A 13,301-nucleotide genomic window follows, 5' to 3' on the forward strand; every position below is an offset into this window, starting at 1 on the left:
GGCTGCGCGTCGCACGGATTTCTCATCAAACTCAGGAGTCGCTATGTCCATCACCATCCCCGCAGGCATGGAAATCAAGGGCGAATTCAAGCCCGGCTACGAACACATCCTGGTGCCGCAAGCGCTCGAACTCGTGGCGAAGCTGTCGCGCGCCTTCGCGCCGCGGCGCCAGGAACTGTTGGCCGCGCGCGCCGAGCGGGCACGCAGGCTCGACGCCGGCGAGCGCCCGGACTTCCTGCCGCAGACCGCGGCCATCCGTGACGGTGACTGGCGCATCGCGCCGATTCCGCCGGCCCTGGCCTGCCGGCGCGTGGAAATCACCGGCCCGGTCGAGCGCAAGATGGTGATCAATGCACTCAATTCCGGCGCCGACAGTTATATGACCGACTTCGAGGATTCGAATACCCCGAATTGGGATAATCAGATCCAGGGCCAGATCAATCTGTTCGATGCGATCCGCAAGACCATATCGCTGGAACAGAACGGCAAGTCCTATAAACTGAACGAACAGGTCGCCACCCTGCTCGTGCGCCCGCGCGGCTGGCACCTGGACGAGAAACACGTGCTGGTCGACGGGCAGCGCGTGTCGGGCGGGATCTTCGATTTCGCGCTGTTCATGGTCCATAACGCGAAGGAACTGCTGGCGCGCGGCGCCGGGCCGTATTTCTATCTGCCGAAGCTGGAATCGCACCTCGAGGCGCGGCTGTGGAACGACATCTTCGTCATGACCCAGGACGAACTCGGCCTGCCGCAGGGCACGATCAAGGCCACGGTGCTGATCGAGACCATCCTGGCCGCCTTCGAGATGGACGAGATCCTGTACGAGCTGCGTGAGCACAGCGCGGGCCTGAATGCCGGGCGCTGGGATTACATCTTCTCGTGCATCAAGAAGTTCAAGCACGACACCGACTTTTGCCTGGCCGACCGCGCCAAGGTGACGATGACGGCGCCCTTCATGCGCGCCTACGCGCTGCTGCTACTCAAGACTTGCCACAAGCGCGGCGCGCCGGCCATCGGCGGCATGGCGGCGCTGATCCCGATCAAGAACGATCCCGAGAAAAACGAGATCGCGATGGGCGGCGTGCGCACCGACAAGGCGCGCGATGCGACTGACGGCTATGACGGCGGCTGGGTCGCGCATCCGGGCCTCGTTGCTCTGGCGATGGAAGAATTCACCAAGGTCCTGGGCGACCAACCGAACCAGTTCGAGAAGCAGCGTCCGGACGTCGAGGTGACGGCGGCGCAACTGCTCGACTTCAAGCCCGAAACGCCGATCACCGAGGCGGGCTTGCGCTACAACATCAATGTCGGCATCCATTACCTTGGCGCCTGGCTGGCGGGCAATGGCTGCGTGCCGATCCACAACCTGATGGAAGATGCGGCGACGGCCGAGATCAGCCGCTCGCAGGTGTGGCAGTGGATCCGGTCACCGAAAGGGGTATTGGAAGATGGTCGCAAGGTCACGGCCGGCATGGTGCGGCAGATGATTCCTGAAGAGCTGGAGCAGGTCAAGCAGGTGGCGGCGGATGGAACGCACGCGAGCTACGAGCGTGCGGCCGTCATTTTCGAAGAGATGTCGACGTCGGACGAATTCGCCGAGTTCCTGACGTTGCCGCTGTATGAAGAGATCTGATCTCGGGCCGGGCTGAATTCGCCGCGCATGATCGACGGGTGGGCGGCGAGCCGTCCGCCCGGCATTGCAGGGCCGCAGTCGCATGACGATCCACCCATACCGGCGCGCCCGGCTACGTCCCTGCGATGAGGCACCGCCCGCACGTGGTCCGTATCGCGCGAACAGGTCGAGGATGGCAATGACGCGGGGCGGGCGGGGCCGCCCGCCCACGGGTCTGGCGTCATCTCAAAACGTATTCTTCCATTCGCGCAGCGCTGCGAACGTCTCGACCATGGTCGCGCCCGGCTGAAGCCGGCCGGCTTCGACCAGGCTCTGCACGATGCGCGGTGCGCCATGGCGCAGGAAGGGATTGGTCGCCTTCTCGACCGCTAGCGTCGACGGGATCGTCGGCTCCCCGGCCGCGCGCTTCGCACCATCGGCTTCGACGCGGGCTTCCAGCGCCGCATTGCCCGGCTCGACCGCCTGCGCAAAGCGCAGGTTCGACATCGTGTACTCGTGCGCGCAATACACCAGCGTCCCGTCCGGCAGGGCTGCCAGCTGCGCCAGCGACGCCATCATCTGCCGCGGCGTCCCTTCGAACAGGCGCCCGCAGCCTGCGCCGAACAGCGTATCGCCGCAGAACAGCCAATCGGCGCCGGTGTCGCGCCGCACATAGGCGATATGCCCCAGCGTATGTCCTGGCACGTCGAGCACGTCGAGCGCCAAATCCAGCCCCGGCACCGCGACGCGCTCGCCCTGGCCAAGCGGATGCGTTACCAGTGCAATACCGTCGTTGCGCGGCCCGAAGACGGGCACGTTCCAGTCTTCCAGCAGGCGCGGCACACCCCCGATATGGTCAGCATGATGATGGGTGAGTAGAATGGCGGTCAGGCGCAGCTTGTGCGCGGCGAGGGCGGCCTGTACCGGCGCGGCTTCGCCAGGGTCCACGATGGCCGCGTTGCTGCCGTCGTGAATGAGCCAGAGGTAATTGTCTTTAAAGGCTGGGAGCGTCAATACCGCAAGGTGTTCGCGCAGAGGAGTCGTCATGGTGAACCGTGGGTCAAAGAGGTGGCATGGATAGCGCATCCGAAAAATCCATTATAGCGCTCGACAACTGGCTGCAATCGCCGGCGGGCGCCTACGTGCGCGCGTTCGAGCAGGCTTGCCTGGATGAGCTCACGGTGGATATCTTCGGCTTCAACGCGCTGCAGATCGGCGTGCCCCAGCTCGATGCGCTGGCGGCCAGCCGGATGCCCCATAAATGGCAGGCGGCGACGCGCACCTCGCACGCCGACGAACTCGCCTTCGCGGCCGGCGGCAAGCAGATCGCGGTCGCGGTCGACTTCGAGGAGCTGCCGTTCGCCACCAGCAGCATCGACCTGGTGGTGCTGCCGCACGTGCTCGAGTTCGCTCTGGAGCCGCACCAGGTCTTGCGCGAGGTCGAACGGGTCTTGATTCCGGAAGGGCAGCTGATCATCTGCGGCTTCAATCCGGCCAGCCTGTGGGGCATGCGCCAGGGCGTGCGGCGCGTGACGCGCAGCGACTACTTGCCCGAGTCCGGCGAATTCATTTCTTTGCCGCGTCTGAAAGACTGGCTAAAATTGCTGAACCTGGGCGTGACACGCAGCCATTTCGGCTGCTACGCCCCGCCGTGCCGCACGGCCCACTGGCTCTCCCGCTTCACGATGATGGAATCGGCGGGCGCACGCTGGTGGCCGTACCTCGGCGCGGTTTACGTGGTGCATGCGATCAAGCGGGTCAAGGGCATGCACATCATCGGTCCCGCATGGAACAAGAAAGCGAGCAAGCGGCCGGCGGCAGTGCCGGCAGCGAACAGGAATGAGCGAACAACACACGAATGAAGCAGGCGCGACGCAAGTCGAGATCTTTACCGACGGCGCCTGCAAGGGCAATCCCGGCACCGGCGGCTGGGGCGCGCTCCTGGTCTCGAACGGCCACGAAAAAGAAATCTTCGGCGGCGAGCCGAACACCACCAACAACCGGATGGAATTGCGCGCCGTGATCGAGGCGCTGGGCGTCCTGAACCGTCCCTGCAAGGTCGTGCTGCATACGGACAGCCAGTACGTGCAAAAGGGGATCTCCGAATGGATCCACGGCTGGAAGGCACGCGGCTGGAAGACGGCGGCCAGGGAGCCGGTCAAGAACGACGACCTGTGGAAGGCGCTCGACCTGGCCCAGCAGCAGCATGCGGTCGAATGGCGCTGGGTGCGCGGCCACAACGGCCACCCGGGCAACGAGCGGGCCGACGTGCTGGCCAATCGCGGCGCGGCGTCGGTGCGGCGCTGATCGTTTCATCCCAAACGGCAAGGGCGGGCTTTGCTATACTGCGGTCCGCTTCAATCCAGTTTCATCTCAATCAGTAGAACGCCATGCGCCAGATCGTCCTCGACACCGAAACCACCGGCCTGAATCCTCGCACGGGCGACCGCGTCATCGAGGTCGGCTGCGTCGAAATCTTCAACCGTAAGCTCACCGGCAACAACTTCCATTGCTATATCAATCCCGAGCGCGATTCGGACGAGGCGGCGCTGGCGGTCCACGGCCTGACCACCGAGTTCTTGAGCGACAAGCCGAAATTCCACGAGATCGCCGAGCAATTGCGCGATTTCGTGCAGGGGGCCGAGATCATCATCCATAACGCGCCGTTCGACCTGGGCTTCCTGAACCACGAATTCACCCGCATCGGCCTGCCTCCTTTCGTCGAGCACTGCAACGGCGTGATCGACACCCTGGTGCATGCCAAGGAACTTCATCCGGGCAAGCGCAATTCGCTGGACGCGCTGTGCGACCGCTACGAAATCTCGAACGCGCACCGCAAGCTGCACGGTGCACTGCTCGACTCGGAGCTGCTGGCCGACGTCTACCTGGCCATGACGCGCGGCCAGAACTCGTTGACGATGGATGTCGAAGTCGAGACCTCGAACCTTGGCGACGCGCTCGACGTGGTGCCGCTGGGCGAGATCATCGTGGTCGCCGCCAGCCTCGAAGAACTCGCGGCGCACGACGAGGTACTGGTCGGCCTCGACAAGAACGTGAAAGGCAGCTGCGTCTGGAGGAATTATTCTCCACAGGGATGACGGCACAGTGATTCTGTGCCATAATATGCCTCGCTTCGGGAGGTTAGCTCAGGGGTAGAGCACTGCATTCACACTGCAGGGGTCGCAAGTTCGAAACTTGCACTTCCCACCAGAATTCAAAAGGCCAGCAGCAATGCTGGCCCTTTTGTTTTTGGGCGCGCGATAGGCGCTGCGACCTGGCGTGGCTTCGGCCATGGTTTGTGCAGCAAGGAGTTGGTTAATTGCCATTTGGAATAATCAACACGCTATGGCATAATACGGCCTCGTTGGGAGGTTAGCTCAGGGGTAGAGCACTGCATTCACACTGCAGGGGTCGCAAGTTCGAAACTTGCACTTCCCACCAACAGGATTCTTCGACACGCCCGCACATCGCGGGCGTGTCGCATTCCAGTCCCCCTTCCTGCCGTCTCCCTGGTGTTGACAGATCGCTGTAATAATTGCTTCATAGAATCAGGCGATTGCCAGTTCCGTGAAGCCGATGCTCGCCGATCCTTCCCCCACCATGTCTGCGCTTGCCAATGTCGTCCATGCCAGCACGGCGCAAGGGCGCCTCGAGGTCGCCCAGCGCCGCCGGGCTCGGCGCGCGCCGCGCAGCATGCCAATCATGCTCGATGGGCACACGGCAGCCGGAACGCCGGCGGCGCTGAGGCCGGCCGCGCAGCTGTCTGGCATCCTCGACGCCCTGGCGGCGCACGGCCGATCGCGCCTGTGATCGCGGTGCGATCAGGCCGCAATCACACCAACGGCCGCAATCACACCAACGGCCGCAATCACACCAGCGGCCGCAATCACACCAGCGGCCGCAATCACACCAACGGCCGCATTCACACCACCGCCGGGAGTCACACCACCGCCGGAAGTCACGCCACCGGCCGCGGTCACACCGGCGGCCGCACCGCCGCCAGCAAACGACGACGCGCGCCCGGCCCTGGTGAAAGCCATGGTGATCCGTACCGCCGATACCGGTTTCGGCCTGATCGCCGCCGGCCTGGTGCGGCGGATCGGCGCCGCGCGCGACCACCGGCTGCAGCGCGCCATCGCCCATTGGCATACGGCCATGCAGGATTCGAAGTACGCCAGGGAGGTGGTGGAACACCAGTTCGCGCTGGTCAAGGCTGCCCTGCAAGCGCCTGTTTCAGCGCCGGGGTAATGGTCCACGCATACAGGGTCTTGTCGCGCACGCGCACGATCTGTTCCGGCGGCCACTGGGCGCCCATGTGAAAGTCGTGCGACACGACGCGCGCGCCGATCCGCAACTGGCGCCACAGGCGCGGCATCAGTTGCAGGTTGACCTCGAACAGCAGGTACAGCATGACCACGGTGGCCGGGCTGAAGTCGGTCTGGAACAAATCGGCCTGGCGAAAGCGCACGCGATCCTGCACGCCGGCCAGCCGCGCGTTGGCGTCGGCCTCGCGGATGCGTGCGGGATCGAGGTCGATGCCCACGCCACGTGCACCGCGCTGGCGGGCAGCCGCGATCACGATGCGGCCGTCGCCGCAGCCGAGGTCGTACACCACATCTTGCCGCCCGACCTTCGCCATCGACAGCATGTGCTCGACGATGTCCTGCGGCGTCGCGACATACGGGACCTTCGGCAGGGGGCGCTGCGCGCGTGCCGGCAGGGCCAGGCCGGGCGCCAGCGACAGGCCGGCCAGCCCGGCGGCGCCTTGCAGCAGGGCGCGGCGAACTGGCGCGGGGGCCGGATTTTCGCCGTCGGCATGCGGCGTGGATATGCGCTCTGGGTGGTGGTCGGACAAGGCGAAGTTCCTCGAAAGGCGTGGGCGAACGGGTCGGCACAAGCCTACCCGATATCGGCCGTGCCGGCGGTGCAGGTCGTGTACACTGGCTTCGACAGGCATCCCATATGCGGGCGGTGCGGGTGGGGCGCGATCGACGGGTGCTTGCGATAACACGATAAGAACAAGGAACCCATGGTGAACGGGCATTACGAACCCTTGCTGGTCTTCGTCTCGATCCTGGTGGCCATCCTCGCCTCGTACACGGCCCTCAGCCTGGCGATGCGGGTACGCCAGGCACAGGGCCGCGCCCCTTACTTCTGGATCGCCGGCGGCGCGCTGGCGATGGGCAGCGGCATCTGGGCCATGCACTTCATCGGCATGCTGGCCTTCCGCCTGCCCATGCCAATCGGCTACGATCGCCTGATCACCTTCGCTTCCTGGCTGCTGCCCGTGATCGCCTCCGGTCTCGCGCTGTGGCATGTGCGGCACCGCGAGTTCCGGCGCCGCCAGCTGGCCTGGAGCGCCGTGCTGATGGGCCTGGGCATCAACGCGATGCACTACACCGGCATGGCCGGCATGCGCATGGATCCGGCCATCACCTATACCCCATGGTTGTTCGCGCTGTCGGTCGCGATCGCGATCCTGGCCTCGGCGCTGGCGCTGCAGATCGGCCTGCGCCTGCAACAGGATGGCCGCGCGCGGCGCGTGGTGCAGGTCGCGGCCAGCGTCATCATGGGCGGCGCGATCGCCGGCATGCACTATACCGGCATGGCCGCCGCCCACTTCGAGGCTGGCAGCATCTGCCGCGCGGCGCCCGGCGGCGTCGACCAGGACTACCTGGCGGCCCTGGTCACGGTGGCCACCGTCGCCCTGCTCAGCATCGCGCTGCTGGCCACCATCTTCGATGCGCGGCTGGAATCGCGCAACCGCACGATCGCCGAGTCGCTGGCCGCCGCGGCCGAACGCCAGCAACTGTACCTCGCCGAGCAGCAGGCGCGCCTCGAAGCCGAGAACGTGAGCCAGATGAAGGATGAATTCCTGGCTACGCTGTCACATGAGCTGCGCACGCCGCTCAACGCCATGCTGGGTTGGTCCCAACTGCTGTTGCAGGGGCAGCGCGACGGCCCCATGCTGCGTCGCGGCCTGGAAACCATCGAGCGCAATGCGCGCGCCCAGTCGCAGCTGATCGAGGACATGCTCGATATGAGTCGCCTGCTGGCGGGCAAGGTACGGATCGACGCGGTGCCGATCCAGCCGCAGGATTTCGTCAACGCCGCGCTCGAGACGGCGCGGCCGGCGGCGCTGGCGCGCAGCGTCGGCCTCAACGCCAGCATCGACCACGGCGCTGGTCCGGTGTGCGGCGACATGGCGCGCATGCAGCAAGTGATGTCGAACCTGCTGTCGAACGCCGTCAAGTTCACCGAGCCGGGCGGCACGGTCACTGTCAATCTGCGCACCGAAGGCACGGCGGACGAGGGTGGCGACAGGTCGGTGACGGTCGACGTGACCGACACCGGCGCCGGTATCGCGCCCGCATTTCTGCCTTATGTGTTCGATCGTTTCCGCCAGGGCGATTCCTCGTCGGCGCGCCGGCATGGCGGACTTGGCCTGGGCCTGGCGATCGCACGCCAGCTGGTCGAGCTGCAGGGCGGTACGATCAGTGTCGCCAGCGGCGGTGCGGGCCATGGCGCCACCTTCACCCTGCACCTGCCGCTGGCCGGCCCCGGTGCGCTGCCGGCGCAGCGGCCCGAGCCCGCCGCCGGGCTCACGCTGGCGCCGCCCGAGCTGGCCCATATGACGGTGCTGGTGATCGACGATGAGCTCGATTCACTGGAACTGGTGCAGCAGGTGCTGGCCGCCAGCGACGCCACCATCCTCACCGCGACCAGCGCGGGCGAGGCGCTGCGCCTGGTCGCGCTGCGCCGGCCCGACCTGGTCATCAGCGATATCAGCATGCCGCTGGTCGATGGCTTCGAGCTGATCCGCCGCGTGCGCGCCATGCCGGATCGCGAGGTGGCCGGCGTGCCCGCCATCGCGCTCACTGCATTTTCGCGCCGCGAAGACCAGCAGCGCGCGCTCGAGGCCGGCTTCGACGACTACCTGGCCAAGCCGGTGACGCCGGCGACCCTGCTGCAGACCGTCGCGGCGATCATCGCCCGCCGCAATCTGCTGCGTTCGCTTTAAGGACGTATCGACGGCGATGTGCGGACGGCGCGGACGGCGACGCCGTCCACGCGTTCAACCATCATGCGCGCCGCCCCGATTCCTGATCAGGCCGGGGTGCCGGGCAGTACCAGATCCAGCTCCAGAGCACCCTCGGGCCGCCGCAATCCGGCCACGATATAACCGCGATTGCGTCCCGCTTCCTTGCCCTTGTACAGCGCACGATCCGCCAGCGCGATCGCCTGCTCCCAGTCCGGCTGAATGGCTGCTTCCTCTTGTTCGCCGGCCTCGGGTGCGAATGGCAGCGACACCGCGCCGGCGGTGGCGCTGATTGCAATCTCGGCGCCGTCGTCCAGCACGACCGGCGTCGCCGCGATCGCGTCCAGGATGCGTTGCACCAGCTGCGGTCGCTGTTCCTGGCTCACGCCCTGGGAGTACACGAGAAACACCTCGCCGCCCCAGCGCAGCACCATATCCGACTCGCGCATCGCCGCGCGCAGCCGCTTGCCGACCTCGACCAGCACGGCGTCGCCCGCCGCATGGCCGTGTTCATCGTTGATGCGCTTGAAGTGGTCGATATCGAGCAAGGTAAAACAGTCGGCCGAACCGAGGCGCGGCGCCGCTTCGCCGGTGCGGCTGCGCATGCGGTCCTGGAACGAGCGGCGGTTGAACAGGCCGGTCAGGGGATCGTGGGCCGAGCGGTAGGCCAGTTCCTCGTTCAATTCGGCCAGGCGGCGTCCGGTGCGCACCGACTGGCGGTACCACCACAGCACCCCTGCGCCCAGGAACAGCGCCAGCGCCGCTCCCAGCGAGGCGGCGGTCTGCAGCAGGGTGCGGTGGCGCAGTTCGGCGTCCTTCGCGGCGTTGTCCTGCCGCAGCGTGTCGATCCGGGCGGCGCGCTCGCGCGCCTTGAACTGCTCTTGCAGCGCCGAGATCGCCTTATTGCGCTCGTTCAGCGCCAGTTCCTGCATCACCGTCTCGCGTTCGCGCGACGTGGCCAGCGCTTCGCGCCAGCGCCCGGCGTCTTCGAGGGCATGGCTTTTCTCGGCCAGCATGCTGCCCACGGTCGACATCGCGCCGGCTTTGCGCATCTCGGCGATGACTGCGTCCACCAGCGCCATGCCTTCGCGCTGGCGGCCCTGGCCGAACAGGGCGAAACCGAGGGAAGCCCGGGCCATTTGCAGGCTGATCCGGTCTTCGCTGCGCTCGGCTGGCGCCAGCGCGGCGCGCGCCGCCTGCTCGGCCTGCGCATAACGGTGCGCCTTCAGATGGGCGTTCGCAATATTGCCCAGCACATGGGCCTCGATCGAGATCAGCTCATGGGCATGGGCCAGTTCGAGCGCGCGGCCGAAGGCCGGCAGGGCAGGCGCGATCTGGTCCTGGGCCACCAGCGCGCGGCCTTCATGAAAATGGGCGGCGGCCTCGGTGCGCGGCGGCAGGCGCTGTTTGTCGGCGCGAATCTCGCGCAGGGTCGCGAGCGCCCGGGCCGGATCACGGGCGTTGACATACATGCGCGCCATCGCCAACCGGATATCGGCAGGGCGGGGACTCCACAGGTCCGGATGACGCCCGACGATGTCCAGTGCGCGCAGGAAGTGGTGCAAGGCGCGGTCGTATTGGCCAGCCGCGCTGTAGGCCATGCCGTGCAGCGCCTCGATGCCGGCGCTGAACTCGAGGCTGTCGAGATCGCGGTAACGTGCGCCGAGCGTCGCCAATTCGCCCAGCGCGCCGGCCGTGTCATTATTTTCGATCAAGCGCAGCACGCGCGCCAGGCTGGCCAGCGCAATATTGAGCGGATCGCGTTCGGCCTCCGCCAATCCTATGAGAAGCTCGTTGGTCTCATGGGCATCGTGGACGTTCCCGGCATCGGCCTGTACCCGGCGCAGCAGGCGCAGGTAATGGATTCGCACGGCATAGGACGCTCCAGCGATCAGCCTCGGGCCTTCGTGCACCAGGACCGTGCGCGCCTGACCATTGTCCTGCTCGGCCAAGGCGGCGATCTCGGCCAGGCGCGTCTCCGGTTGCTGGAAGGCGAAGGCGGGGCCGGCGAGGGCGGCCAGCAGCATACCGATCGCCAAGGGCACGCTGCATCTGGTCGGGCGTCCGCAGTGGGTAGTCATGGTGGAGATGGCGGCATCGGTGGGCGGGACGAGCCGGACGAGCGCTCGCAAGAGGTGCAAGCCATTATCGAATGTTGATTTATGGAAATCAAGCGCGACGGCTGCGACTGCGATGTTTACGCAACGGGCCTGCTGGAGCCATAAATTACCTCCGGGCACGTAAATTGCAGAAGAATCGTCAGATTGCTTTGATTCGCAACAGCATTCTGGTTATATTTGCACGTCTGCAAAAAGTTGACGGTTTGCAGGTGCCGTAACAGCGGTTTCAGTCAGGCATGCCAGCCCAACAGGCAGGATCTCGTCACGTGCCCGCATGACCTGCGGGCGCGTCGCAATGACAAGACGCGGGACCACACTATTTTTTGATTGGAGAACACGTAGTGAGTATTTTTAGAACCAAGAATCTGGATGCCATGCTGGCGGCCAGCGCCAAACCGGGCGGACTCAAGAAAGTGCTCGGCCCGACCGACCTGATCATGCTCGGTATTGGTGCGATCGTCGGTACCGGCATCTTCGTGCTCACAGGCACGGGCGCCGTCACCGCCGGCCCGGCACTGACCCTCTCCTTCATCATCGCGGCCATGGCTTGCTGCTTCGCCGCCCTCTGTTACGCCGAGTTCGCCTCGACCGTGCCGGTCGCCGGCTCAATCTATACCTATAGCTACGCCACCTTGGGCGAATTCGTTGCCTGGATGATCGGCTGGGACCTGCTGCTCGAGTACGGCCTGGCCACCTCGACCGTCGCGGTCGGCTGGTCCGGCTATTTCCAGTCGCTGATGTCCGGCTTCGGCCTGGTGCTGCCCGACCTTTTGACGGCCGCCCCTGGCGCCCGTCCCGGCGTCGAGACCTTGTTCAACCTGCCGGCCTTCGTGATCATGATCGCCCTGACCGCCATGCTGTCGCTGGGCATGCGCGAATCGGCGCGCATCAACAATGTCATGGTCGTCATCAAGATCGGCGTGGTGCTGCTGTTCATCGCCGTCGGCGTCGGCCACGTCCGTCCCGACAACTGGCAGCCGTTCATGCCTTACGGCATGGGTGGCGTGATGAGCGCCGCCGCGCTGGTGTTCTTCGCGTTCATCGGCTTCGATGCGGTGACCTCGGCCGCCGAGGAAGTCAAGAACCCGAAACGCGACCTGCCGATCGGCATCATCGGTTCGCTGGTGGTCTGCACCATCCTGTACGTGGTGGTCGCCGCGATCATGACCGGCATCGTGCCGCACCTGGACTTCAAGGGCGTCGACCATCCGGTCTCGCTGGCGCTGCAAGTGGCGGGCGAGAACTGGGTCGCCGGCTTCGTCGACCTGGCCGCGATCCTGGGCATGAGCACCGTGATCCTGGTGATGGCCTACGGCCAGACCCGCATCCTGTTCGCCATGTCGCGTGACGGACTGCTGCCGGCCAAGCTGTCGACCGTGCATCCGAAATACGGTACCCCGTTCTTCGCTACCTGGCTGGTCGGCATCATCTTCGGCCTGATCGCCGCCGTGGTACCGCTGAACGTGCTGGCCGAACTGGTCAACATCGGCACCCTGGCCGCGTTCACCCTGGTCTCGATCGCCGTCATCGTGCTGCGCAAGAAGCGTCCGGACCTGCCGCGCGCCTTCCGTTGCCCGGGCGTGCCGGTGATCCCGGGTCTGGCGATCGTGTTCTGCCTGGTCCTGATGTCGTTCCTGAGCTGGCATACCTGGCTCGCGTTCGTGGTCTGGCTCACGATCGGCGCCGCCGTCTACTTCGGCTATGCCCGCCAGCGCTCGCTGCTGAACAAGCCGCAGTAAGCGTCGCGCAGTAAGCGCCATAGTCGCACTTGTCCGTGGCGGGTGGTCGCTCTTCGACGCCAGGCCAGGCCGGCGCGGGCGCTTCATGTTAATCTGCCATCTTTGACGCAGCGTGTGCGTCCTTGAAACGGAGATGACTCATGAGCGCCATCGTGCTCGGCCAGGGCGACGCCCTCCTGATCGTCGACCTGCAGGTCGATTTCCTTCCCGGCGGCCGCCTCGGCGTGCCGCATGGCGACAGGGTGATCGCGCCGATCAACCGCCTGATTGCGCTGTACGCGGCGCGCGCCTTGCCGGTCTATGCGTCGCGCGACTGGCATCCCGAACAGCACTGCTCCTTCGCTGCGCAGGGCGGGCCATGGCCGCCGCACTGCGTGGCAGGGACCGACGGCGCCGGCTTTTCCCCGGCCTTGCACTTGCCGGACGATGTCAGCGTCGTCTCCAAGGCGACCACCCCCGAGGTCGATGCGTATTCCGCTTTCAGTGGCACCGCCCTGGCGCGGACCATGCGCGAACGCGGCATCCGGCGTCTGGCCGTGTGTGGCCTGGCCACCGATTATTGCGTGCTCAATACCGTGCTCGACGGCCTTTCCGACTTCGAGATCCTGATCGTGGCCGAGGCCATGCGCGCGGTCGACGTCAAGCCGGGCGACGGCGACCATGCGATGACCCGCATGCTGGGCGCCGGCGCGGTGCCGGTGCGGCTGTCGGAACACGGCCTGGTGGCCGACGTGGCGCTGGGCGCGCGTCCGTAACGCCGGCGCGATTGCGTCCCTGTGGACGCTGGCGCA

Annotated in this window: 13 protein-coding genes and 2 tRNA genes; 11 read left to right on the forward strand and 4 right to left on the reverse strand. The window is 66.0% G+C overall.

Annotation, left to right across the window (positions count from 1 at the left end; genetic code table 11):
* The first annotated feature begins 43 nt into the window (after positions 1 to 43).
* The gene (aceB, locus tag AC56KW_RS10095; RefSeq protein WP_497170600.1) at positions 44 to 1,633 is read left to right on the forward strand and encodes a malate synthase A; all 1,590 of its coding nucleotides are present in this window, start codon (positions 44 to 46) and stop codon (positions 1,631 to 1,633) included.
* 225 nt (positions 1,634 to 1,858) lie between these two features.
* Here the strand turns inward: aceB and gloB are convergent, their stop codons facing one another.
* Positions 1,859 to 2,659 (reverse strand): hydroxyacylglutathione hydrolase, encoded by an 801-nt coding sequence (gene gloB, locus AC56KW_RS10100; RefSeq protein WP_497170675.1) that lies wholly within the window; start codon positions 2,657 to 2,659, stop codon positions 1,859 to 1,861.
* 26 nt (positions 2,660 to 2,685) lie between these two features.
* Between gloB and AC56KW_RS10105 the strand changes: the two genes are divergently transcribed.
* The 6 genes from AC56KW_RS10105 to AC56KW_RS10130 all read left to right on the forward strand — a co-directional run bounded on the left by AC56KW_RS10105 (position 2,686) and on the right by AC56KW_RS10130 (position 5,422).
* On the forward strand, positions 2,686 to 3,474 hold the full coding sequence (locus AC56KW_RS10105; RefSeq protein WP_497170601.1) for a class I SAM-dependent methyltransferase: 789 nt from the start codon (positions 2,686 to 2,688) through the stop codon (positions 3,472 to 3,474).
* A complete protein-coding gene (rnhA, locus tag AC56KW_RS10110; RefSeq protein ID WP_497170602.1) occupies positions 3,452 to 3,919 on the forward strand; it encodes a ribonuclease HI in 468 nt (155 codons plus the stop codon). Before AC56KW_RS10105 ends, rnhA begins: the two co-directional genes overlap by 23 nt.
* A gap of 83 nt (positions 3,920 to 4,002) precedes the next feature.
* On the forward strand, positions 4,003 to 4,710 hold the full coding sequence (gene dnaQ, locus AC56KW_RS10115) for a DNA polymerase III subunit epsilon (protein ID WP_497170603.1): 708 nt from the start codon (positions 4,003 to 4,005) through the stop codon (positions 4,708 to 4,710).
* Positions 4,711 to 4,747: 37 nt separating this feature from the next.
* A tRNA-Val gene (locus AC56KW_RS10120) sits at positions 4,748 to 4,822 on the forward strand.
* 156 nt (positions 4,823 to 4,978) lie between these two features.
* Positions 4,979 to 5,053: transfer RNA gene (locus tag AC56KW_RS10125), tRNA-Val, on the forward strand.
* Between the two features lie 126 nt (positions 5,054 to 5,179).
* On the forward strand, positions 5,180 to 5,422 hold the full coding sequence (locus AC56KW_RS10130; RefSeq protein WP_497170604.1) for a hypothetical protein: 243 nt from the start codon (positions 5,180 to 5,182) through the stop codon (positions 5,420 to 5,422).
* 11 nt (positions 5,423 to 5,433) lie between these two features.
* Here AC56KW_RS10130 and AC56KW_RS10135 read toward each other — a convergent pair whose 3' ends face one another.
* Positions 5,434 to 5,652: a hypothetical protein gene (locus AC56KW_RS10135; RefSeq protein WP_497170605.1), complete on the reverse strand. Its 219-nt coding sequence runs from the start codon at positions 5,650 to 5,652 to the stop codon at positions 5,434 to 5,436.
* On the opposite strand from AC56KW_RS10135, the gene AC56KW_RS10140 reads away from it, so the two are divergent.
* Positions 5,651 to 5,860: a hypothetical protein gene (locus AC56KW_RS10140; RefSeq protein WP_497170606.1), complete on the forward strand. Its 210-nt coding sequence runs from the start codon at positions 5,651 to 5,653 to the stop codon at positions 5,858 to 5,860. The genes AC56KW_RS10135 and AC56KW_RS10140 overlap by 2 nt on opposite strands.
* Here AC56KW_RS10140 and AC56KW_RS10145 read toward each other — a convergent pair.
* On the reverse strand, positions 5,820 to 6,467 hold the full coding sequence (locus tag AC56KW_RS10145) for a class I SAM-dependent methyltransferase (RefSeq protein WP_497170607.1): 648 nt from the start codon (positions 6,465 to 6,467) through the stop codon (positions 5,820 to 5,822). The genes AC56KW_RS10140 and AC56KW_RS10145 overlap by 41 nt on opposite strands.
* Positions 6,468 to 6,641: 174 nt before the next feature.
* Here AC56KW_RS10145 and AC56KW_RS10150 point away from each other — a divergent pair, with 174 nt between their 5' ends.
* Positions 6,642 to 8,633: an MHYT domain-containing protein gene (locus tag AC56KW_RS10150; protein ID WP_497170608.1), complete on the forward strand. Its 1,992-nt coding sequence runs from the start codon at positions 6,642 to 6,644 to the stop codon at positions 8,631 to 8,633.
* Positions 8,634 to 8,719: 86 nt separating this feature from the next.
* On the opposite strand, the gene AC56KW_RS10155 is transcribed toward AC56KW_RS10150, so the two are convergent.
* Complete coding sequence (locus AC56KW_RS10155; protein ID WP_497170609.1) at positions 8,720 to 10,696, reverse strand: GGDEF domain-containing protein; 1,977 nt, start codon at positions 10,694 to 10,696, stop codon at positions 8,720 to 8,722.
* 416 nt (positions 10,697 to 11,112) lie between these two features.
* Here AC56KW_RS10155 and bcaP point away from each other — a divergent pair, with 416 nt between their 5' ends.
* Positions 11,113 to 12,510 carry a branched-chain amino acid transporter BcaP gene (gene bcaP, locus AC56KW_RS10160; protein ID WP_497170610.1) on the forward strand — a complete coding sequence of 466 codons (1,398 nt, stop codon included), beginning with the start codon at positions 11,113 to 11,115 and terminating at the stop codon, positions 12,508 to 12,510.
* Positions 12,511 to 12,650: 140 nt separating this feature from the next.
* On the forward strand, positions 12,651 to 13,265 hold the full coding sequence (locus AC56KW_RS10165) for an isochorismatase family protein (protein ID WP_497170611.1): 615 nt from the start codon (positions 12,651 to 12,653) through the stop codon (positions 13,263 to 13,265).
* Positions 13,266 to 13,301: the final 36 nt, after the last annotated feature.

The organism is Telluria sp. RT2P19 (assembly GCF_059685725.1).